This is a genomic window from Alteromonas gracilis (genome assembly GCF_043642145.1).
Lineage (GTDB): Bacteria > Pseudomonadota > Gammaproteobacteria > Enterobacterales > Alteromonadaceae > Alteromonas > Alteromonas gracilis_B.
On sequence record NZ_JBHZRZ010000006.1, the window covers coordinates 54,436 to 74,172 of the forward strand.

Sequence of the window (19,737 nt, forward strand, 5' to 3'; positions counted from 1 at the left end):
TTTAGTTAGCTTTACTTAGAGTAAAGTTCGACGATCAACTGTTCGTTAATTTCCGCAGACAGGTCAGTTCTTTCAGGAACGCGCTTGAAAGTGCCTTCCATCTTGCTGCTGTCTACTTCAATCCAGGTTGGCTTCTCACGTTGGTCAGCCAGTTCCAAAGCAGCTACGATACGCGCTTGCTTCTTAGCTTTTTCACGAACAGAAACCACGTCTTCGGCAGAAACGTTAAACGATGGGATGTTCACAACTTGACCATTTACCATGATCGCCTTGTGGCTAACTAGCTGACGTGCTTCAGCACGAGTGCTAGCGAAACCCATACGGTAAACTACGTTATCAAGACGCTGTTCTAAAAGCTGTAGCAAGTTTTCACCCGTGTTGCCTTTTAGACGTGCAGCTTCTTTATAGTAGTTGCGGAATTGCTTTTCCAGTACGCCGTACATACGACGAACTTTTTGTTTTTCACGCAGCTGAACACCGTAGTCAGACAGACGGCCACGACGGGCACCGTGCTGACCAGGCGCTGTATCGATTTTACATTTAGAATCGATTGCGCGAACGCCGCTCTTAAGGAACAAGTCAGTTCCTTCGCGACGGCTAAGTTTGAGTTTTGGACCCAAATATCTTGCCATGATCTTTCTCCAACTGTCCGTCGATTAAACGCGACGTTTTTTCGGTGGACGACAACCGTTGTGAGGAATTGGGGTCACATCGGTAATGTTTGTGATCTTATAACCTGTAGCGTTAAGAGCACGGATCGCAGACTCACGGCCTGGACCTGGACCTTTAACGAAAACTTCAAGGTTCTTAAGACCGTATTCTTGTGCAGCAACACCTGCACGCTCAGCAGCTACCTGTGCAGCAAATGGGGTAGATTTACGTGAACCACGGAAACCTGAACCACCAGATGTAGCCCATGCTAGTGCATTGCCTTGACGGTCTGTAATAGTCACAATTGTGTTGTTGAAAGACGCATGGATATGAGCCATACCGTCTGCAACCTGACGTTTAGCGCGTTTACGCGTGCTACGAGCTGGTGCTTTAGCCATAACTTACTCCCCGCTTACTTCTTAATTGGCTTACGAGGACCTTTACGGGTACGCGCATTAGTTTTAGTGCGCTGACCACGTAGAGGCAAGCTACGACGGTGGCGAATACCACGGAAGCAACCCAGGTCCATCAAACGTTTGATGCTCATAGAGACTTCACGGCGTAGGTCACCTTCAACGGTGAACTTAGCCACTTCGTCACGAAGCTTATCAATAGTAGCTTCGTCTAGCTCTTTGATTTTTGTATCTTCTGCAACACCAGCACCCGCACAAATGCTTTTCGCACGTGTGGGACCAACGCCATAGATCGCTTGGATAGCGATTACAGCATGCTTGTGCTCAGGAATGTTAATGCCAGCGATACGGGCCATTAACAGCACTCCTCTTGTTTATTTGTCGACGACCTAAAAAGCCCGATAGGATACTTACCCGTCGACTAAATTGCAAATTAAGGTTCAAAATACTTTTAAACAAAACTAGCAGAACCTGACAAGTATAATCCAGGTTCTGCTCAATTAGCTTTGCAAATATTCTGTTCCGCTTTGATTAGCCCTGACGCTGCTTATGCTTTGGGTCAGAACTGCAAATTACACGCACAACACCGTTGCGCTTGATAACTTTACAGTTACGGCAAATCTTTTTTACTGATGCACGAACTTTCATTACATCTTTCCCCTTTCTATCAATATTAAGGGGCTAACTTATCGGCCGTAGCCTTTAAGGTTAGCTTTCTTCAGCACAGACTCATATTGACTAGACATCAAATGTGTCTGTACTTGTGCCATAAAGTCCATGATAACTACCACGATAATTAGAAGCGACGTACCACCGAAGTAGAACGGCACATTCCAGGCAATTAGCATGAATTCAGGCACTAAACAAATAAAGGTTATGTACAGTGCGCCAGCCAGTGTAAGGCGAGTCATTACCTTGTCAATGTATCGTGACGTTTGCTCACCCGGGCGGATGCCTGGGATGAACGCACCAGATTTCTTCAAGTTATCTGCCGTATCACGCGGGTTGAATACCAACGCCGTGTAGAAGAAGCAGAAGAAGATAATCGCTGCCGCGTATAACATCACGTACAGCGGTTGACCAGGAGATAGCATAAGCGCTACATCTTGCAACCACGCTGTTGATTCATTCTGTCCAAACCATCCTGCGATGGTACCCGGGAACAGAATAATGCTAGAAGCAAAGATTGGTGGAATTACACCAGCAATGTTGACTTTAAGCGGTAAATGGGTGCTTTGTGCAGCAAAAACCTGACGGCCCTGCTGACGTTTTGCATAGTTTACCACAATTCTGCGCTGTCCGCGCTCTACAAATACAACTAAGTAAGTAAGAGCAATAACAATCACGCCAATCAACAGTAGGAACAACATATTAATGTCGCCCTGCCTTGCTTGTTCCGCAGTCTGACCTATCGCTGTTGGCAGACCGGCAACAATACCAGCAAAAATCAATATAGAGATACCGTTACCAATACCTCGTTCGGTAATTTGCTCGCCTAACCACATTAGGAACATAGTTCCTGTGACTAGACTCACTACTGCCGTAAAGTAGAATCCGAAGCCAGGGTTTATCACCAATCCATTAATCAGGTTAGGCAAACCAGTCGAAATACCAATAGATTGGAAGATAGCCAATACAAGCGTTAAGTAACGCGTGTACTGACTAATTTTACGACGGCCTGCTTCGCCTTCTTTTTTAAGCTCCACCATCGGTGGATGAACCACCGAGAGCAACTGCATGATAATGGATGCAGTAATGTATGGCATAATGCCCAAAGCCAGAACGGATGCACGCTCAAGCGCACCACCAGAGAACATGTTAAACATTTCTACAATGGTGCCTTTTTGTTGCTCGAACAAGTCAGCAAGTACAGCTGGATCGATGCCAGGGATAGGAACATAAGAACCTAGTCTGAATACAACAATCGCACCTAGTACGAACAACAATCTTGCCTTAAGCTCACTCAAGCCGCTTTTCGCGCCTGAATCCAATCCTGGTTTAGCCATCTAGCTTATTCCTCTACTTTACCGCCAGCAGCTTCAATCGCTTCTTTAGCGCCTTTAGTAACCTTTAACCCGCTTACTGTAACAGCGCGTGAAACTTCACCGCTCTTAACAACTTTAACGAACTGGATTTCTTTCTTAACGATACCAGCTGCTTTTAAAGTCTCAAGAGACGCAGTATCACCATCAACCTTCGCGATTTCAGCAAGAGTTACTTGATCAGTAACAAAGCTCTTGCGTGAAGTGAAACCGAACTTAGGAAGTCGACGCTGTAATGGCATCTGACCACCTTCAAATCCTGGCTTAACACGGCCACCTGAACGGCTTTTTTGACCTTTGTGACCTACGCCACCTGTTTTACCAAGACCTGAGCCGATACCACGACCAGAACGCTTACCAGTAGGCTTTGAACCTTCGGCTGGAGAAATTGTATTTAAACGCATGTCTTACTCCTCCACGATCTCAACCATGTAATATACACGGTTGATCATGCCACGTACGGCTGGGGTATCTTCCAGTTCACGAACATGGTTGATTTTACGAAGGCCTAAACCTTTAAGCGTAGCTTTGTGCTTTGGCAGACGGCCAATTGCACTTTTAGTTTGCTTTACTTTAATCGTTGCCATGTCTGATTACCCCAAAATTTCTTCTACAGACAATCCACGCTTCGCAGCAACTTTCGCCGGGCTGTTCATTTCTGTCAGCGCGTTGATTGTTGCACGTACAACGTTGATTGGGTTTGTAGAGCCGTAACATTTTGAAAGTACGTTTTGTACACCAGCTACTTCAAGTACTGCACGCATCGCACCACCAGCAATAATACCGGTACCTTCTGATGCTGGCTGCATGTAAACTTTAGAGCCAGAGTGACGACCTTTGATTGGGTGCTGTAACGTGTGACCGTTAAGGTCTACGTCAACCATGTTGCGACGTGCCTTTTCCATTGCTTTTTGGATTGCAGCAGGTACTTCACGTGCCTTACCGTAACCAAAACCAACGCGACCGTTACCGTCACCCACTACTGTCAATGCAGTGAAACTAAAGATTCGACCACCTTTAACCACTTTAGATACGCGGTTTACAGCGATCAATTTCTCTAGAAATTCACCATTTTGAACGTCTTGTTTAGCCATTATAAACTCCTAGAACTGAAGACCAGCTTCGCGAGCTGCATCAGCTAATGCTTTAACGCGACCGTGGTATTGGAAACCACTACGATCGAAAGCCACTGTTTTAATGCCTTTCTCAAGCGCGCGCTCTGCGATTGCTTTACCGACTACCGTCGCTGCTTCAGCGTTACCTGTAGACTTAAGATCTTTTGCAAGATCTTTCTCAACAGTTGAAGCCGCTGCCAACACTTCAGAACCGCATGGAGCGATTAGCTGAGCGTAGATGTGGCGAGGTGTACGGTTTACTACCAAGCGATGCGCGGCCAGTTCACGAATTTTTGCTCGTGCGCGAGTTGCGCGACGAATGCGAGCTGTTTTCTTATCCATCGTATCACCCACCTACTTTTTCTTAGCTTCTTTACGACGTACGTGTTCGTCAGCGTAACGTACACCTTTGCCTTTATAAGGCTCTGGTGGACGGTAACCACGAATGTTCGCCGCAACCTGACCAACCACCTGCTTATCGGCGCCTTTAACGACGATTTCAGTTTGGCTAGGAGTTTCAACCGTAATGCCTTCAGGCATTTCGTATACTACAGGGTGAGAGAAACCTAGTGTAAGGTTTAGCTTGGCACCTTGTGCTTGTGCACGGTAACCAACACCTAACAATGTAAGTTTTTTCTCGAAACCTTGTGAAACACCTTGAACCATTGCGTTCAGGATAGAGCGAGCAGTACCTGCTTGTGCCCAGCTATCAGCAAAACCTTCACGTGGAAGTGCTTTAAGTTGGTTCTCTTCCTGTGCAACTTCTACAGCGTCGTTGAAAACGCGGGTCAAAGTGCCTTTACTACCTTTAACAGTAACTTCTTGACCAGAGATAGAAACTTCTACACCTGATACAACGTCTACTGGGGCTTTTGCTATACGTGACATTTCAACTCCTCCGTTATGCTACATAACCGATGATCTCACCGCCCATGCCAGCGTTACGCGCTGCACGGTCAGTCATCACACCTTTAGAAGTCGACACGATAGCTACGCCTAAACCACCCATAACCTTTGGAAGCTCATCTTTTTTCTTATAGATGCGCAGACCAGGACGGCTTACACGTTCGATAGTGTCAATTACTTGCTTGCCTTCGAAGTACTTAAGTGTAACTTCTAAAACAGGCTTAACGTCACCAGAAGCAGCGAAGTCAGTAATATAACCTTCAGCTTTCAATACTTCACAGATTGCAACGCGAAGTTTTGAAGAAGGCATAGTTACAGAAACTTTCTGTGCCATCTGGCCGTTACGGATGCGGGTAAACATATCCGCGATAGGATCTTGCATGCTCATTATCAGCTACTCCTTACCAGCTGGCTTTCTTAAGGCCAGGGACTTCACCGCGCATCGCTGCTTCGCGAAGCTTGATACGGCTAAGACCGAATTTGCGTAGGTAACCATGTGGACGACCAGTTACACGACAACGGTTACGTTGACGTGAAGAACTTGAGTCACGTGGCAGTTGTTGTAGCTTCAGAACAGCGTCCCAACGCTCTTCTTCAGAAACGTTAACATCGCTGATAATCGCTTTAAGTGCGGCGCGCTTCTCAGCATACTTAGCTACTAGCTTAGTACGCTTAGCTTCGCGTGCCTTCATTGATTCTTTTGCCATAACCCTACACCCCTACTTTTTGAATGGGAAGTTAAACGCGTCCAGCAGAGCACGTGCTTCTTCATTTGTATTCGCACTGGTAGTGATAGTGATATCCATACCGCGAACCTTATCCACTTTATCGAAATCGATTTCAGGGAAAATGATTTGCTCACGCACGCCCATGCTGTAGTTACCACGTCCGTCGAATGATTTAGGATTCAAACCACGGAAGTCGCGAACACGTGGAATAGCGATTGAAATCAAACGCTCTAGGAATTCCCACATACGCTCGCCGCGTAGGGTTACTTTACAGCCAATCGGATAACCTTCACGGATTTTGAAACCCGCTACTGATTTTCTTGCAACTGTGACTACAGGCTTCTGACCGGCGATAGCCGTCATGTCAGCTTGAGCATTCTCAAGTACCTTTTTGTCAGCAACTGCTTCACCTAAACCCATGTTTAGAGTGATTTTTTCAATCCGAGGGACTTGCATGACGCTTTTGTATCCGAACTGCTTAGCAAGTTCAGCTACTACTGTTTCTTTATAGAAATCATGCAGTTTCGCCATCGTACTCTCCAATATAATTAAACAAGTTCGCCGTTAGACTTGAAGAAACGTACTTTCTTCTCATCTTCGAAACGGAAACCAACGCGATCTGCTTTGCCCGTTGCCGGGTTAACAATCGCAACATTAGAAACGTGAATAGAAGCTTCTTTCTCAACGATGCCACCAGCTACGCCCAATTGTGGGTTTGGCTTAGTGTGCTTCTTGACAAGATTAACGCCTTCTACAATTACACGGTTATCAGCAATAAGCACGCGAAGAACTTTGCCTTGCTTGCCTTTGTCTTTACCCGCTAATACGACTACTTCATCATCACGACGAATTTTATTAGCCATTATCGTGACTCCTTATAGTACCTCTGGGGCCAATGAGATGATTTTCATGAAGTTTTCACTTCTCAACTCACGGGTAACCGGGCCAAAGATACGCGTACCAATTGGTTGCTTGTTTGCATTAAGCATAACAGCCGCGTTACCGTCAAAACGGATGGTAGAACCATCTGCACGACGAACGCCTTTTCTAGTACGCACCACCACTGCGTTCAGTACGTCACCTTTTTTAACTTTACCGCGAGGAATTGCTTCCTTAACAGTAACTTTGATGATGTCACCGATACCTGCATAACGGCGATGCGAGCCACCAAGAACCTTAATACACTGAACCCTGCGAGCGCCGCTGTTGTCTGCAACGTCCAGGTTAGTTTGCATTTGGATCATGTTAGTGCTCCGCTCTTAAAATTAAGACTCTCCCGAGTCGTTAGTGCTGCTAAAAACAACTGGATATCGTTGCTTTTATGTACATACCCCCATAAAAAGGGCGCGAAATAATAACAGAAAACTTTTGGAAGTGATAGCGGTAAATTGAATTATTTTTAAACTATGTGAGCAATAAAAAAGCCCTAACTAAAAGTCAGGGCCAATAACCACGTCATAGGCTATTAAGCAAAATCTTTTAGATGACTTTCATTACTTACAAGCTGTTTACTCAAATGCCTGTATACGCATTCTTTCAATCGACTAACACCAACAGGTTTTGATATGAAGTCATCCATGCCAGATTTCAAGCATTTTTCTTTATCCCCTATTAATGCATTAGCCGTTAAAGCCACAATAGGTATTGTGCACGCCGCGTCGCCTAGCGCCCTAATTTGTCTTGTTGCCTCTAATCCATCCATCACGGGCATGTGACAATCCATTAGAATAATGGCGTAAGGGGTCTTTGAAGCTAATGCTCGCTTTACGCTATCTAACGCTTCCTTGCCGTTTTCAGCTAATTCTGAAGTTATCCCCACTTCTTTTAACTGTTCCTTTATAACAAGCTGATTGATTTCGTTGTCTTCAACGATAAGCGCTTTCATGGCGCTAAGCTCTTCGCGTGTCGGTATGTAGGTGGGCGCCTTATCGCTGGCTTTTTCATCTGCGGCCTCGTCGTTTGCATCGTCTAACATAAGGGTCACTGTAAAACGTGCGCCTACACCAAGGTCGCTGCTAACTTCAATTTTTCCATCATAATGCTTAACAATTTGGCTGACTATAGATAAACCTAAGCCCGTCCCGCCATACCTACGTTGCGTTGAACTTTCAGCTTGGATAAAAGGAGAGAAAATAAGCTTTTGCTGCTGTTTGCTTATGCCTATTCCCGAGTCAGTGATAATTAATTTAACCAGAAAACGTCCGGCGCCATAACGAGTGCATTTTGCCTCAACGGTGACCTTGCCCTCTTTTGTGAACTTCACTGCATTGTTAAGCAGGTTGATTAACACTTGCCCTAATCGAAGTTTATCGGCCATAAATGTTTTACCATCAACGCCCTTCGTATTTACCTCAAGCTTGATTCCCTTTTCGCGCGCCAGGCTATTGAACATTGGCACTTGCTCTTCAATAGTCTCTACAAGGCTAGTTGGCGACCGCTCAAACGTCATGCTGCCAGAATCAATTTTTGAAAAATCCAAGATATCATTAACGATACTGAGTAATGAGTCGGCACTTTTCATCGCGATAGTCGCATGTTTAAGCTGTATTGAATTTAACGGCGAATTCAAAAGTGCCTCAAGCATACCCTGCACACCGTGAATTGGCGTTCGAATTTCGTGGCTCATGTTAGCTAGAAACTCACTTCTGGCTTTAAGGGCGCTTTCTGCAATGTGCGTTTTTTGTTGCAGCATTGCTTTATCTAGGTATAACTGAGTAATATCTAATGTGGCACCGATCACCTTTATACATCGTCCATTTTCCATGACGGGGTGCGCTCTACTTTCAAGCCAGCGTGTCTCTCCTGCATCAGTACGAACCTCTAACTCGTAGGTAAAACCTTCGCCACTTTTAAGCATTTTTTTAAAGCTTTCGATGTAATCAGAACGTTGTCTGTCGTTTACAACAAATTTTATTACGTCTTCGGGTTTGAGCACTTTCTCTGTATGAACATGCAGCATTCGCTTTAACGCACTGCACCAAATCAATGCTCCCGTATCGAGATTTAGCTCCCATGTGCCCACACCAGCTAGGTTTGTAACTTGATGAAGCAGCGAATTTCTTTCTTCTAACACCGCTTTTTGTGCATTCAAATTGTTCATGGCTTGCTGGCGCTCTAACTCATTTCCAATCCATGATGCAAGCAAGAGTAAGTAGTCCATTTCCAGAGATGAAAAAGGGACTTCTCGTGGTACAAGAGATGAAAAGTTTACTGTGCCGAAAAACTCACCGTGCACCTGCACTGGCGATGCTAGGTAGCTTTTAAGTGTGTATTTTTCGAAACACGGATGCGACGCGCCTGGTGAGACTTCGATATTGTGATAAGCAACAACCGCATTGCTGTTTACTACATCAGCACAGTAGGTTTCTGGTAACGCGAAAACGGTGTTTAACGGTATATCATTGTCGGGTGTAACTACACTAAGTACGCGATAATTGTCACCTTTAATGCAACTTACAATCCCTGTTTCCAACCCAAGTGTTTTTGTACCTATGCTTAGTAAACTCTCAAGTTTTTTCTCAAATGATAGTGCTTTATCATTTGATATGGTCTGTAAAGCTTTAATAATACTCATGAGGATTTTCATGCCCCCGGACAGCAAGTGAAAAGGCCAACGCTCGTTGCGTTAACCTTTTAAACTTACGTGAAATATACGCAGATGAAAGTTTTCACCTTTATCAATTAGTCTAATAAGCAAGCTAACTAATTAATAAAGCACGTTAATTTCATAGCCAGTCGGTGTGTCAGCAGGTTCAACTGTGACTATGTAGTTTTTTTCTTCGTTAAAACCGAACAGTGCGGTTCTATCTAACAGAACTTGTTCGTCGTTATCGTCTTCATAAACTGCAATTACTTCATAGTAATCCGAAGGCAACACTTCACTGGCGCTTTCTGCAAATTCTAGGTTTTGCACATTGTATTCTGCAGTATCTATGGTTTCATCATGCCTAACTAGATAGAAGTCCACATCGTCAACATCGCTGGCCAAATTAATAAAGTTTACGGTTTTATCGTAAGCTTGAGGTAAACCACTTTCTACAAATGTCGCGGCTCCTAGCTTGTCGTCGGCGTTATAGATGAGGACAGCTTTACTTTCGCCTTGGTTAAGCGTGATAAGTTTATTGTTAAGTGGCGCTATAGCTCCTGATGAGTCAGTTACGCTTACGCGATAATCGCCGTAGCGAATTGCGCTAAACTCAGACAACTCACCGGCTGCAAGCGTAAAACTCACATCCTCTTCGTTCGTGTTGCCACCGAACGTCACGTTTAATTCTGCTTCAAGATTCGTCGAGTTATAGATGCGATATTGAGAATCGGCCTCTACATCTGTTAGTGAAGACACCGTTGAAGAGTTTAAAATGGTGTCTACAACAAGCCCTTCTTGAATAGCGCCACTCACATCGCGAAGGGTAATTAAATATTCAGTGCTATAAATAAAGTCTAAGGTTTGAGACTCAAAAACCACTTCATCGCTACCTGGTTCAGTAAGGTAAATGGTGTATTCGCCTTCATCAAAGTCGTCGCTGTCTTCGTCACTATCCCAAAACGTTAACTCTAGCATGTCGCTGGTTGTGACGGCTCCAAGGAAGTTAGCGGCTTCAAACGGGTCGCCCGATTCGCTCATGTACAAATCGTACGAAGCGTTATTTGCCACGACAGACAATGCGAATAGGCGAAAATGGTTTTCCAGCGTTTCACGTTCATATGAATAGGCAGTGAAAACTGGTGCACTAAAGTCACCACTCATGATCACTACCGTTTTATAGCCCGATTTAAGGTTTACTGTAAGTTCATCTATAAAGACTTCCTGATCGTCTGCATCTGTTCGAATGAATTCAAGCACCAACTCTCCGTCATCTAACGAGAACATTGAGGTTGCATCACCAAATTGAGCCAAACCGAAACTGTCACCATCAACTTCACGTACTTCGACATTGGCGCCGTTAGGCGAGGCATTGTAAAACTGTAAATAAGCATAAGAATAATCTGACTCGGTGCTGTCTGAGCCTCCACATCCGGTAAGACCACTCAATACTAGTAGCATGAGTAGCGCTAGATGTATTTTCATTTTGCCAAGCAAAAATTGGAAAGTTGATTGCATAGAGCACATGTCCTTTGACGTTGTTATTTGTTGGATATAGCGAGCTTTTCGTTGCACGCACAGTACGGCGATATGGCTGAATCAAAGGCGCTTAGTTCATCGCTTTACACTATCTTTGCAAAGCTGACTTTTCTTTATTGAAATTAGATTTACGCTTGGGTGGAAATGATGATGAATGATGGCCAGCCAAAGCAGAGGTGGGATTAAAATCACCAGAACGGTGTGAACAACAAAAAAAAGCCTGCATAAGCAGGCTTTAACTTAGTTTCAGGGAGATGAGACTAATTACTCATAAGAGTATGACAGTGTTACACCGCTGTAGCTTGAGTAAGCACGAATTCCAATATGCCACGTGCCTGATGCGGGCGCGTCGAATGTACAAATTTCGTCATTACCATTTTGATAAGGGCGACAATCGTAGCTGTTTGTTTCTGGTTGAGAACCAAACTTAACATAAAGATCAGCATCGCCCGTACCACCTGATGTTCTGATGGTCATTTGCGTTACACCTTCAGGAATAGTCCACGTATAACGGTCCCAATTCGTGCGAGTTCCAGATAAATCTGTGAGCTGCCCAGACACTGGTTCGACACCCGGCTCTGAGCCACCGCCACCAGTACCACCGCCCGCACAGCCGTTGGTATTGAGGTAATTGTATGCATCAGCTAACTGCATTAAGCCGTAACCATAGAAGTTATCTCGACCTGCACTGCCTTTATCTTTTGCTGTTGCGTTAAGCGCATTACGAATTTGGTTGTTTGAACACTGAGGGAAGTAACTCCACACCAGCGCCGCACCACCAGCAACATGTGGTGTTGCCATTGATGTGCCGCTTAGAGACGCGTAAGTGTTTGTAGGGTACGTAGACTGAACCGCACTGCCTGGCGCCGCAATTTCAACTTGGTTGTTATACTGGCTGTAACTTGCACGATTTTCGTTGGAGTCTACCGCAGCGACAGACATTACCGCATCATATGATGCAGGATAAGACTTAGCGCTGTTACCGTCATTCCCTGCAGCTGCCACTAACAGCATACCAGCGTCGGTAAAGCTTTGCATTGCATTACGCTCAGTTGTAGACGAGCTACCGCCACCCAAGCTCATGTTAACCACGTTTGAGCCTGCGTCCTGACACTGAGTAATCGCATCGATAAGATCGGATGCAAAGGTCCACTGTCCGCTATCGTTAAAGATTTTAACAATGTGCATATCGACACCTGGATATACGCCGATAACACCTTCGTTATTGTCGTATGCCGCGATGGTGCCTGCTACGTGAGTACCGTGGCCATTGCCATCATTATACCAATTACCCACAGCACTATTATTTGCTTGACCTGTAACACCGTCATTTGTGCCAGGTAAATCAGGGTGGCCTAAGTTGTAACCCGTATCGATAACACACACTTTGCGCGCTGTCGTGTCTGACTGAGCAAACTGATTTGCTTGCACCATGGTGTAACCATATGGAGTTGTCTGCGCCATTGGCATACGACGTACATCTACCTCAATACTTTCAACATTAGGGTTTTTGCGAAGCTTATTTAGCGCCGATTTACTCAACGTAGCGGCAACCATTTTATGCTTTTTAAGTTCTTTTTTAATCGAACCGCCTACCTTTGTGACATCAGACTTTGCAGAAACGATGTTAAAGGGCTTTTTGATTCTCGATTTTGCTTTTGCGCTTTTTACTTCGCCTTTTGCCGAACTAACTTCAATCTCTTCGCTAATCATCTCATCTTTAAATTTGATGATATAGCGTTCTGGTTCCGTCACGACCAGTCTGTCAATAGTAAGGCGATTACCTAACGCTTGCTTTAATGTTTGAGGCTTTTCTTTAACCTTTACCAGACCTTCGCCTGCTGCCATTGCAGAATTACCCATTAAGCCAAGTGATACGGCTAATGCCGCTGCTGTTAAACATGTGTGTTTCATATTTATTTTTGAGTTCAAAATCTATTTCCTGTTTTATCTGTCTTTTTAACTTCAACACTGTTTTTGTCCGTGCTTTTGAAGTTGTTTGTTATTAATTGACATACAGATATAACCATCGCCTCATACGAAAAGCCCTTCCTTGACAACCAACGCAACTGCGTTGCAATGACCTACCCGTTTGTCAGATTTGTAGAAAAAATGACATGGTCAGTTTGTCTACACAGCTCATAGTAGGCGGCGAATCATCACGTTGAGTATGCTGCCTTAACCCTAGTGAGCGTTTTTTATACCTTTACTAAAAATATAAAAAACGACTGAACGCATGAAAGCCGCACAAAATATGTACTACAAGCAAATTCATGGTAGGAATACAAATCTATAATTAACACTAATTTAACAAATTGAAATGTAACAAAATATTTAAAGCTTCATAAGCTTTGCTTAAAAAACAAAAAAAAGGGCGTGTGATAAAAATAATCACACGCCCTTTTGAAAAATGACAAGCAATAAGGCTAAGCCGCTGCTTGCTTAACATTTAAGTACACATTTACATGTTACTCGCTGAACTACAAACCGCGCTGTCTAACAATCTCGTACAAGCAAACGCCTGTTGCCACAGACACGTTCAAACTCGTCACGCTACCTGCCATAGGTAATTTCACGAGTTCATCACAGGTTTCCTTGGTCAATCGGCGCATCCCCTTGCCTTCAGCGCCCATAACTAACGCTGTTGGCCCCTTCAAATCAACATCATAGAGTGTTTTTTCGGTTTCGCCGGCTGTACCAACAATCCATAAACCCTTATCTTGAAGGTGCTTCAACGTTCGGGCCAGGTTAGTAATTTGAATAAGTGGAATGACTTCAGCTGCACCGCACGCCACTTTTCTTACCGTACCGTTTAGGCTTGCTGATTTGTCTTTTGGTACAACAACAGCGTGCACACCTGCACCATCGGCAGTACGTAAACACGCACCTAGATTATGCGGATCGGTTACCCCATCTAACACCAAGATCAGCGGTTGTGCCTGACTCTCTAGTATTTTATCAAGGTCAGCTTCATCTAGCACCCGAGCAGGTTTTGCTCTGGCCACAACACCTTGGTGTTGCTCGCCGTTAGCTTTGTCATCAAGTGCTTTGCGCTGGCAGAACTGTACTGAAATACCAAAACGACGCGCCTGATTAACAATTGTGGTTAAGCGCTCATCGTTACGACCTTTCAGTACCAGCACTTCCATTACACGCTCTGGCTCTTTTTCAAGTACCGACTGCATGGCATGTAAACCGTATAACCATTCTTGCTGCGCCATTTAACGCTTACCTCTTTTGTTCAATGTCAATGTTTTGCCGCTGCTACTGCCTTTTGCGCTGCTGCGACCTGACGATTTACCACCGCTACGGTTAGACGAACTTGAACCGCCTTTACCTTTGCTGCCTTTCTTATCGGAACGCGAGCCTTTGTCAGCGCGTGGCTTGTTGTCGAAGCGTGAAGTTTTGTCTTTCGACTTTTTCGCCGACTTCACTTTTACCTTCTTGCCCTTAGTTCCGCGCAGCATAGACTGATCAAGTAATAAATCAATCTTTCTTTCATCAAGGTTTACTGCAGCTACTTTAACTTCAACAGTATCGCCTAATCTAAACTGGCGATGACCCGACTCACCTACCAATGCCTGTTTTACTTCGTCGTAGTGGTAGTAGTCGTCATCTAAAGACGTGATGTGCACTAAGCCGTCAATGTGGTATTCAGTAAGACGTATAAATAAACCGAAGTTAGTCACCGAGCTCACTACACCTTCAAAGGTGTCGCCTACGTGATCGAGCATGAACTCGCACTTAAGCCAGTCTGAAACATCGCGGGTTGCATCATCAGCACGGCGTTCTGTCATTGAACACTGCTCACCAAGCTGCTCAATTTCTTCAACCGTATAGTTTTTCGCACCACTTACTGCCTTTTTGCCCTGCTGCTTTGCAATAATGCCTTTCAGCGCACGATGCACCACTAAGTCAGGGTAACGGCGAATGGGTGAAGTAAAGTGCGCGTAAGCTTCTAAGGCCAAACCGAAGTGACCTACGTTTTCGCCGTCATACACGGCTTGTTTCATTGAACGAAGCAACATGGTTTGAATAAGTTCTTCGTCTACTCGACCGCGAGTTTTAAGCACAACATCGGTAAATGCGGCAGGCTCGGCATCTTCAACAATACGATGGGGAATGCCAATTTCGCTTAAATAACTGGTAAACGCGGTAAGTCTGTCTGCATCTGGCTTGTCGTGCACACGGTACAACGCTGGCGCTTCGTGCTTTTCTAACATTAACGCTGCGCTTACGTTCGCCATAATCATGCACTCTTCAATGAGTTTGTGCGCGTCGTTTCGAACCAGCGGTACAATGTTCTCAATTTTACGCTGTGCATTGAAAACAAATTTTACTTCTTGCGTTTCAAACTCTATCGCACCACGTTTTGAGCGCGCCTTTTTAAGGGCACGGTACAAATCGTGTAAATTGCGAAGGTGCGGTACGTGAGGTTCGTAACGTTGATGAAGCTCTTTGTCACCCTGCAAAATGTTCCACACTTTGGTGTAGGTCAAACGAGCATGAGAGTTCATTACCGCCTCGTAAAACTGGAATTCTTCCAGTTTTCCTTGTGCGCTAATGGTCATTTCACACACCATACAAAGACGGTCAACCTCAGGGTTAAGTGAACACAACCCGTTAGACAGTACTTCCGGTAACATTGGAATTACCTGGTCGGGGAAATATACCGAGTTACCGCGCTGCTGCGCTTCATCGTCTAGGGCAGAGCCTGTTCTTACGTAATGGCTTACATCAGCAATGGCTACCCACAGCTGCCAGCCGCCGTCGTCAAGCGGTTCACAATATACCGCGTCATCGAAATCTCTGGCGTCTTCTCCGTCAATAGTAACCAGCGGAAGCTGACGTAAATCAATGCGCCCCTCTTTTGCCTCGTCGGGCACTTGGTCGGTAAGCTTTTCAACTTGCTTAGTTACACCGTTAGGCCACTGATGAGGAATATCAAACGTGCGAAGGGCCATTTCAATTTCCATACCCGGCGCCATATGCTCACCAAGTACTTCAACAACTTTACCCACTGGGCTCATTTTTCGGCGCGGGCGCTGGGTAAGCTCTACCACTACAACCTGACCCATTCGTGCACCGTGTGTGCTTTCTGGTGGAATCACAATTTCGTGCTGCAAGCGACTGTCATCTGGCACCACCATGCCAAACCCCTGTTCTACAAAATAGCGACCGACAATAGGCTCGCTACGAGGCTCGATAACTTGGGTAACAAAAGCTTCTTTTCTACCGCGGCGGTCTGTGCCACTAATACGCGCTTCCACCACGTCATCGTGAAGGAACAAGTTCATTTGCCCAGCACTTATAAACAAATCACCGCTTCTATCTTCAGGACGTAGAAAGCCGTAACCATCTCTATGACCAATAATGCGGCCTTTTACGAGCTCGTCACGGTTTTGAAGTATGTACTTTTTCTGTTTAGTGAATTGTACTTGCCCTTCACGCTCCATAGCGCGTAAACGGCGCTGAATACCAATTCGCGCTTCTTCGTCGAACGCGTTCACTAAGTTACATATATCAAGAAACGATAACGGCGTATCGTGCTCTTTTAATACGCTCATCAAATATTCACGGCTTGCTACCGGGTTTTCGTACTTCTCTTTCTCGCGCTGATAATGCGGATCATCACTCATGTATTTTTAAATTACCTTTTATGTATTTTTTTAACCATTTTCTATGGTTGCGCGCATTAACACGCGCTGCAGAAAATATTGAATAGTGTTTAGTAGACACACTCACCTAATTTGGTTCATGTGGTTATTTGATGCACAGTATAACAGTATTTGCCTTAAAACATGGACTGTTATTGCCAATTCTCAGCCTGACATCTCTGTGTCACAAACGGGCCGTATAAAAATACGACTACGCTTTATTGCTTGAGCGTTCAATTAATAAAGTGCTCAACATCAATTTAACTACACCCTATAAAGAGCAGGCAAATGGATAGAAGATCGTTTATCAAGCTATCGTCATTCACAGGCGCTACAATAGCAGTATCCTCAGGGCTGGCTGGCTGCACCATAAGTCCTTCAGCAGATAACCAAGCACAAACCAACGCCACATTTACCCATGGGGTAGCAAGTGGCGACCCTTTAAAAGATGCCGTCATTATTTGGACTCGGGCAGCTCCCGTGTCAGGATCAGGCTTGGTTAAGGCCAATATCTTTTGGGAAATGGCTAATGACTCAGCGTTTAGCGATGTAATAAGCAGTGGCTTTGTTGAAGCTAAAGCCAGTCACGACTTCACCGTTAAAGTTGACGTGTCAGGTCTTACCCCTGCACGTCGATACTTTTATCGTTTTAAAAGTGCCAATAACGTAAGTCCAGTTGGTGAAACTCGCACGCTACCTAATACAGATGTCACTAACGTGACATTTGGTGTTTTTTCCTGCTCTAACTATCCCGCAGGCTTCTTCACCCCTTATATGGAAGCAGCCAAAAACGACCATATAGATTATGTATTGCATTTGGGCGACTACATATACGAGTACGACGGCAACGGATATGCCACTGAACACGCCAAAGAAATTGGCAGAACGTACGCACCTGATAATGACACCGAGCTATACACCTTAACCGACTACCGTAAGCGCTACGCATTGTACAGAACTGATGAAGGCTTACTGGCACTGCATCAAAACAAGCCCTTTATCGTAGTGTGGGATGATCACGAAATCACTAACGATACCTATATAGATGGCGCTGAAAACCACCAAGAAGATGAAGGCGATTTTTATGAACGTCGCGCCGCCGCAGTGCAAGCCTACTATGAATGGTTGCCTATTCGCCCGCCATTCGGAACAGAGCGCTTGGAAATATATCGCCAATTTACCTTTGGCAGCCTTCTTGACTTATACATGCTTGATACGAGAGTGCTAGCACGTGATAAGCAGCTTGATTACGCAAATTATCGCGATACAGAAACCGATGCCTTTAATAATGAAGCTTTTACAAAGGATATCAGCAACCCTAACCGTGGGCTATTAGGCGAAGATCAGCGCAACTGGCTTCACAACGCAATGCAGCAAAGCCAAGCCAAATGGCAAGTGTTAGGGCAGCAGCTATTGATTGGACGTATGTTGTTTCCTGTGTCGATTTTCAACGGCGTAGAAAGAAAAAACATTCCTTCACATGCGCACAAGCTTGCCAATATAAAACGCAAACAAATGAAGGGGGCTGAATTAAGTGATCAGGAGCTTTCTTTAATTAATACGGTTATGCCCTATAACCTTGATGCATGGGATGGCTACCCTGTTGAACGTGAGCAGTTGCTTAGGCAACTTGAAACTCTTGGTAAACCAGTGATTGCCTTAGCAGGTGATACGCACAATGCATGGCACAATAAACTCACGCTAGATGATGGAAGCGAAGTGGGCGTGGAGCTTGCCACACCTGCGGTTACCTCGCCGGGTATGGAGCATTACCTAAGCATGGATGAGGATACGGCTAAAACCTTTGCCAAGGACTTACCTTTACTTATTGATGACTTACAGTATTGTAACCTTCACCAACGAGGTTTTATGACACTATCAATTAGTGTTGATGAGGCAAAAGCAACCTGGCATTTTGTAGACGCTATTTTGACAAAATCTGGAAGTGTTTCTCATACTCATAGCTTCGTGATGAATGCGTAAATCGATTGAACGATATCAATGTTTTGAATTAAGAAGATAAACGCGTTAATTTTGAGTAGGATATTAAAAAAACCGTTTAATAAAAGCGATATGGAGACTGCAATGAAAAAATTAATGATGCTAACAGCAATAGGCGCTGCAACTTTATTAAGTGCGTGCAGTGCAGAGCATGGAACAACGCAATGCACTACGGCGCCTGAATCTGAGTGGCAGAATCAAGACGCATTTCAAGCTACGTTGCTAGCGCAAGGTTATAAAATCAACGAGTTTAAAGTGACAGACGGCAACTGCTATGAAATCTATGGTTTCGACAAAGATGAGAACAAAGTAGAAATTTACTTTAGTCCAGTAGATGGCAGCATTGTTAAAAAAGAGATGCACTAAGCTTTTATCGGCAATAGAAGCACAGCAATGCTTACTTTAATTGTAATAGCTTTGAGTTAAAAAACGCTGCAATATATTGCAGCGTTTTTTTTGAATTATCCTTTTGCTTAAACCTTTTCTTCAATTTGGACAATGCCACTTCATGAATAGCAATCAGTCTTCACACTCACACGATAATATTTATATTTGGGATTGGGTGGTTAGAGTGTGTCATTGGGGTATTGTTGCCGCTTTTACTATCAATTACTTTATTGCAGAACCTGGCCGTCTTATCCATGAAATCACAGGTTACGCAGCAATGGTGTTTATCGCTGTACGCATTGCTTGGGGCATAAGCCGTCCAAAAGTTATGAGTGACGGCAGCAATACAGATTTACACGCAAGTTTTGCCAACATTTCACTCAGCAAATACGCTTTTGTTGAACACATAAAGCATTTAAAGCAAAAGCAGCTTCCCACCAATCACGGACACAACCCTTTTGGCTGGCTGATGGTGTTCGCCGTTATCGCACTTCTTTTAGGGTTAACAATATCTGGCTTTTTGATGGAAGAGATAGATGCGCTGTTTGGAAACAGTACGTTAGAGTGGATGCACAGCATCATGGCAGACGTTTTATATGCTTGTGTACTTCTGCACATCGCCGCTGTGTTTTTCGTTCAATACGTGGGCAACATTCAGCTGATTCGCCCTATGCTCACAGGTTGGCGCAAGCGATAGCACCTCAAACCACATCAC

At 44.6% G+C, this 19,737-nt stretch carries 23 protein-coding genes; 3 read left to right on the plus strand and 20 right to left on the minus strand.

The genetic code is table 11. The annotated features are described in order from the left end of the window. Nucleotides 1–11: 11 nt before the first annotated feature. The 20 genes from rpsD to rnr all read right to left on the minus strand — a co-directional run bounded on the left by rpsD (nucleotide 12) and on the right by rnr (nucleotide 16,616). Entirely contained in the window at nucleotides 12–632 is a 621-nt protein-coding gene (rpsD, locus tag ACHUFN_RS12980) for a 30S ribosomal protein S4 (RefSeq protein ID WP_012519214.1), read from the minus strand. A 24-nt stretch (nucleotides 633–656) separates the two neighbouring features. Next, complete coding sequence (gene rpsK, locus ACHUFN_RS12985; protein ID WP_013786215.1) at nucleotides 657–1,049, minus strand: 30S ribosomal protein S11; 393 nt, start codon at nucleotides 1,047–1,049, stop codon at nucleotides 657–659. A gap of 14 nt (nucleotides 1,050–1,063) precedes the next feature. Further along, entirely contained in the window at nucleotides 1,064–1,420 is a 357-nt protein-coding gene (gene rpsM, locus ACHUFN_RS12990; protein WP_071816100.1) for a 30S ribosomal protein S13, read from the minus strand. A 175-nt stretch (nucleotides 1,421–1,595) separates the two neighbouring features. After that, nucleotides 1,596–1,712, minus strand: a complete 117-nt coding sequence (rpmJ, locus tag ACHUFN_RS12995; protein ID WP_012519217.1) for a 50S ribosomal protein L36 — start codon at nucleotides 1,710–1,712, stop codon at nucleotides 1,596–1,598. Between the two features lie 38 nt (nucleotides 1,713–1,750). Continuing rightward, nucleotides 1,751–3,070, minus strand: a complete 1,320-nt coding sequence (gene secY / locus ACHUFN_RS13000; RefSeq protein ID WP_159627411.1) for a preprotein translocase subunit SecY — start codon at nucleotides 3,068–3,070, stop codon at nucleotides 1,751–1,753. A gap of 5 nt (nucleotides 3,071–3,075) precedes the next feature. After that, nucleotides 3,076–3,510, minus strand: coding sequence for a 50S ribosomal protein L15 (rplO, locus tag ACHUFN_RS13005; protein ID WP_394222840.1), 435 nt, complete (start codon nucleotides 3,508–3,510; stop codon nucleotides 3,076–3,078). A gap of 3 nt (nucleotides 3,511–3,513) precedes the next feature. Further along, nucleotides 3,514–3,693 carry a 50S ribosomal protein L30 gene (gene rpmD / locus ACHUFN_RS13010; protein ID WP_014950907.1) on the minus strand — a complete coding sequence of 60 codons (180 nt, stop codon included), beginning with the start codon at nucleotides 3,691–3,693 and terminating at the stop codon, nucleotides 3,514–3,516. A gap of 6 nt (nucleotides 3,694–3,699) precedes the next feature. Continuing rightward, on the minus strand, nucleotides 3,700–4,200 hold the full coding sequence (gene rpsE, locus ACHUFN_RS13015; protein ID WP_012519221.1) for a 30S ribosomal protein S5: 501 nt from the start codon (nucleotides 4,198–4,200) through the stop codon (nucleotides 3,700–3,702). 9 nt (nucleotides 4,201–4,209) lie between these two features. Continuing rightward, complete coding sequence (rplR, locus tag ACHUFN_RS13020; protein ID WP_014950908.1) at nucleotides 4,210–4,563, minus strand: 50S ribosomal protein L18; 354 nt, start codon at nucleotides 4,561–4,563, stop codon at nucleotides 4,210–4,212. Nucleotides 4,564–4,575: 12 nt separating this feature from the next. After that, on the minus strand, nucleotides 4,576–5,109 hold the full coding sequence (gene rplF / locus ACHUFN_RS13025; protein ID WP_118491876.1) for a 50S ribosomal protein L6: 534 nt from the start codon (nucleotides 5,107–5,109) through the stop codon (nucleotides 4,576–4,578). Nucleotides 5,110–5,122: 13 nt separating this feature from the next. After that, on the minus strand, nucleotides 5,123–5,515 hold the full coding sequence (gene rpsH / locus ACHUFN_RS13030) for a 30S ribosomal protein S8 (RefSeq protein ID WP_012519224.1): 393 nt from the start codon (nucleotides 5,513–5,515) through the stop codon (nucleotides 5,123–5,125). Between the two features lie 13 nt (nucleotides 5,516–5,528). Beyond that, entirely contained in the window at nucleotides 5,529–5,834 is a 306-nt protein-coding gene (gene rpsN, locus ACHUFN_RS13035; protein ID WP_012519225.1) for a 30S ribosomal protein S14, read from the minus strand. A 12-nt stretch (nucleotides 5,835–5,846) separates the two neighbouring features. Continuing rightward, entirely contained in the window at nucleotides 5,847–6,386 is a 540-nt protein-coding gene (rplE, locus tag ACHUFN_RS13040; protein ID WP_014950911.1) for a 50S ribosomal protein L5, read from the minus strand. A 17-nt stretch (nucleotides 6,387–6,403) separates the two neighbouring features. Then, nucleotides 6,404–6,718, minus strand: a complete 315-nt coding sequence (gene rplX / locus ACHUFN_RS13045) for a 50S ribosomal protein L24 (protein ID WP_012519227.1) — start codon at nucleotides 6,716–6,718, stop codon at nucleotides 6,404–6,406. A gap of 12 nt (nucleotides 6,719–6,730) precedes the next feature. After that, nucleotides 6,731–7,099, minus strand: a complete 369-nt coding sequence (gene rplN, locus ACHUFN_RS13050) for a 50S ribosomal protein L14 (protein WP_012519228.1) — start codon at nucleotides 7,097–7,099, stop codon at nucleotides 6,731–6,733. Between the two features lie 221 nt (nucleotides 7,100–7,320). Beyond that, nucleotides 7,321–9,429, minus strand: a complete 2,109-nt coding sequence (locus ACHUFN_RS13055; RefSeq protein WP_394222842.1) for a GAF domain-containing hybrid sensor histidine kinase/response regulator — start codon at nucleotides 9,427–9,429, stop codon at nucleotides 7,321–7,323. Nucleotides 9,430–9,561: 132 nt separating this feature from the next. Then, a complete protein-coding gene (locus ACHUFN_RS13060; RefSeq protein ID WP_394222843.1) occupies nucleotides 9,562–10,956 on the minus strand; it encodes a DUF4397 domain-containing protein in 1,395 nt (464 codons plus the stop codon). Nucleotides 10,957–11,241: 285 nt separating this feature from the next. Then, nucleotides 11,242–12,909 (minus strand): S8 family serine peptidase, encoded by a 1,668-nt coding sequence (locus ACHUFN_RS13065; protein ID WP_394222844.1) that lies wholly within the window; start codon nucleotides 12,907–12,909, stop codon nucleotides 11,242–11,244. A 548-nt stretch (nucleotides 12,910–13,457) separates the two neighbouring features. Next, nucleotides 13,458–14,198 (minus strand): 23S rRNA (guanosine(2251)-2'-O)-methyltransferase RlmB, encoded by a 741-nt coding sequence (rlmB, locus tag ACHUFN_RS13070; RefSeq protein WP_394222845.1) that lies wholly within the window; start codon nucleotides 14,196–14,198, stop codon nucleotides 13,458–13,460. Continuing rightward, nucleotides 14,199–16,616 carry a ribonuclease R gene (gene rnr, locus ACHUFN_RS13075; RefSeq protein ID WP_394222846.1) on the minus strand — a complete coding sequence of 806 codons (2,418 nt, stop codon included), beginning with the start codon at nucleotides 16,614–16,616 and terminating at the stop codon, nucleotides 14,199–14,201. A gap of 306 nt (nucleotides 16,617–16,922) precedes the next feature. On the opposite strand from rnr, the gene ACHUFN_RS13080 reads away from it, so the two are divergent. The 3 genes from ACHUFN_RS13080 (at nucleotide 16,923) to ACHUFN_RS13090 (ending at nucleotide 19,719) form a co-directional block, all read left to right on the plus strand. Next, entirely contained in the window at nucleotides 16,923–18,617 is a 1,695-nt protein-coding gene (locus ACHUFN_RS13080) for an alkaline phosphatase D family protein (RefSeq protein ID WP_394222847.1), read from the plus strand. A gap of 102 nt (nucleotides 18,618–18,719) precedes the next feature. Continuing rightward, nucleotides 18,720–19,001 (plus strand): PepSY domain-containing protein, encoded by a 282-nt coding sequence (locus ACHUFN_RS13085; RefSeq protein WP_394222848.1) that lies wholly within the window; start codon nucleotides 18,720–18,722, stop codon nucleotides 18,999–19,001. Between the two features lie 142 nt (nucleotides 19,002–19,143). Next, complete coding sequence (locus tag ACHUFN_RS13090) at nucleotides 19,144–19,719, plus strand: cytochrome b/b6 domain-containing protein (protein WP_394222849.1); 576 nt, start codon at nucleotides 19,144–19,146, stop codon at nucleotides 19,717–19,719. Nucleotides 19,720–19,737: the final 18 nt, after the last annotated feature.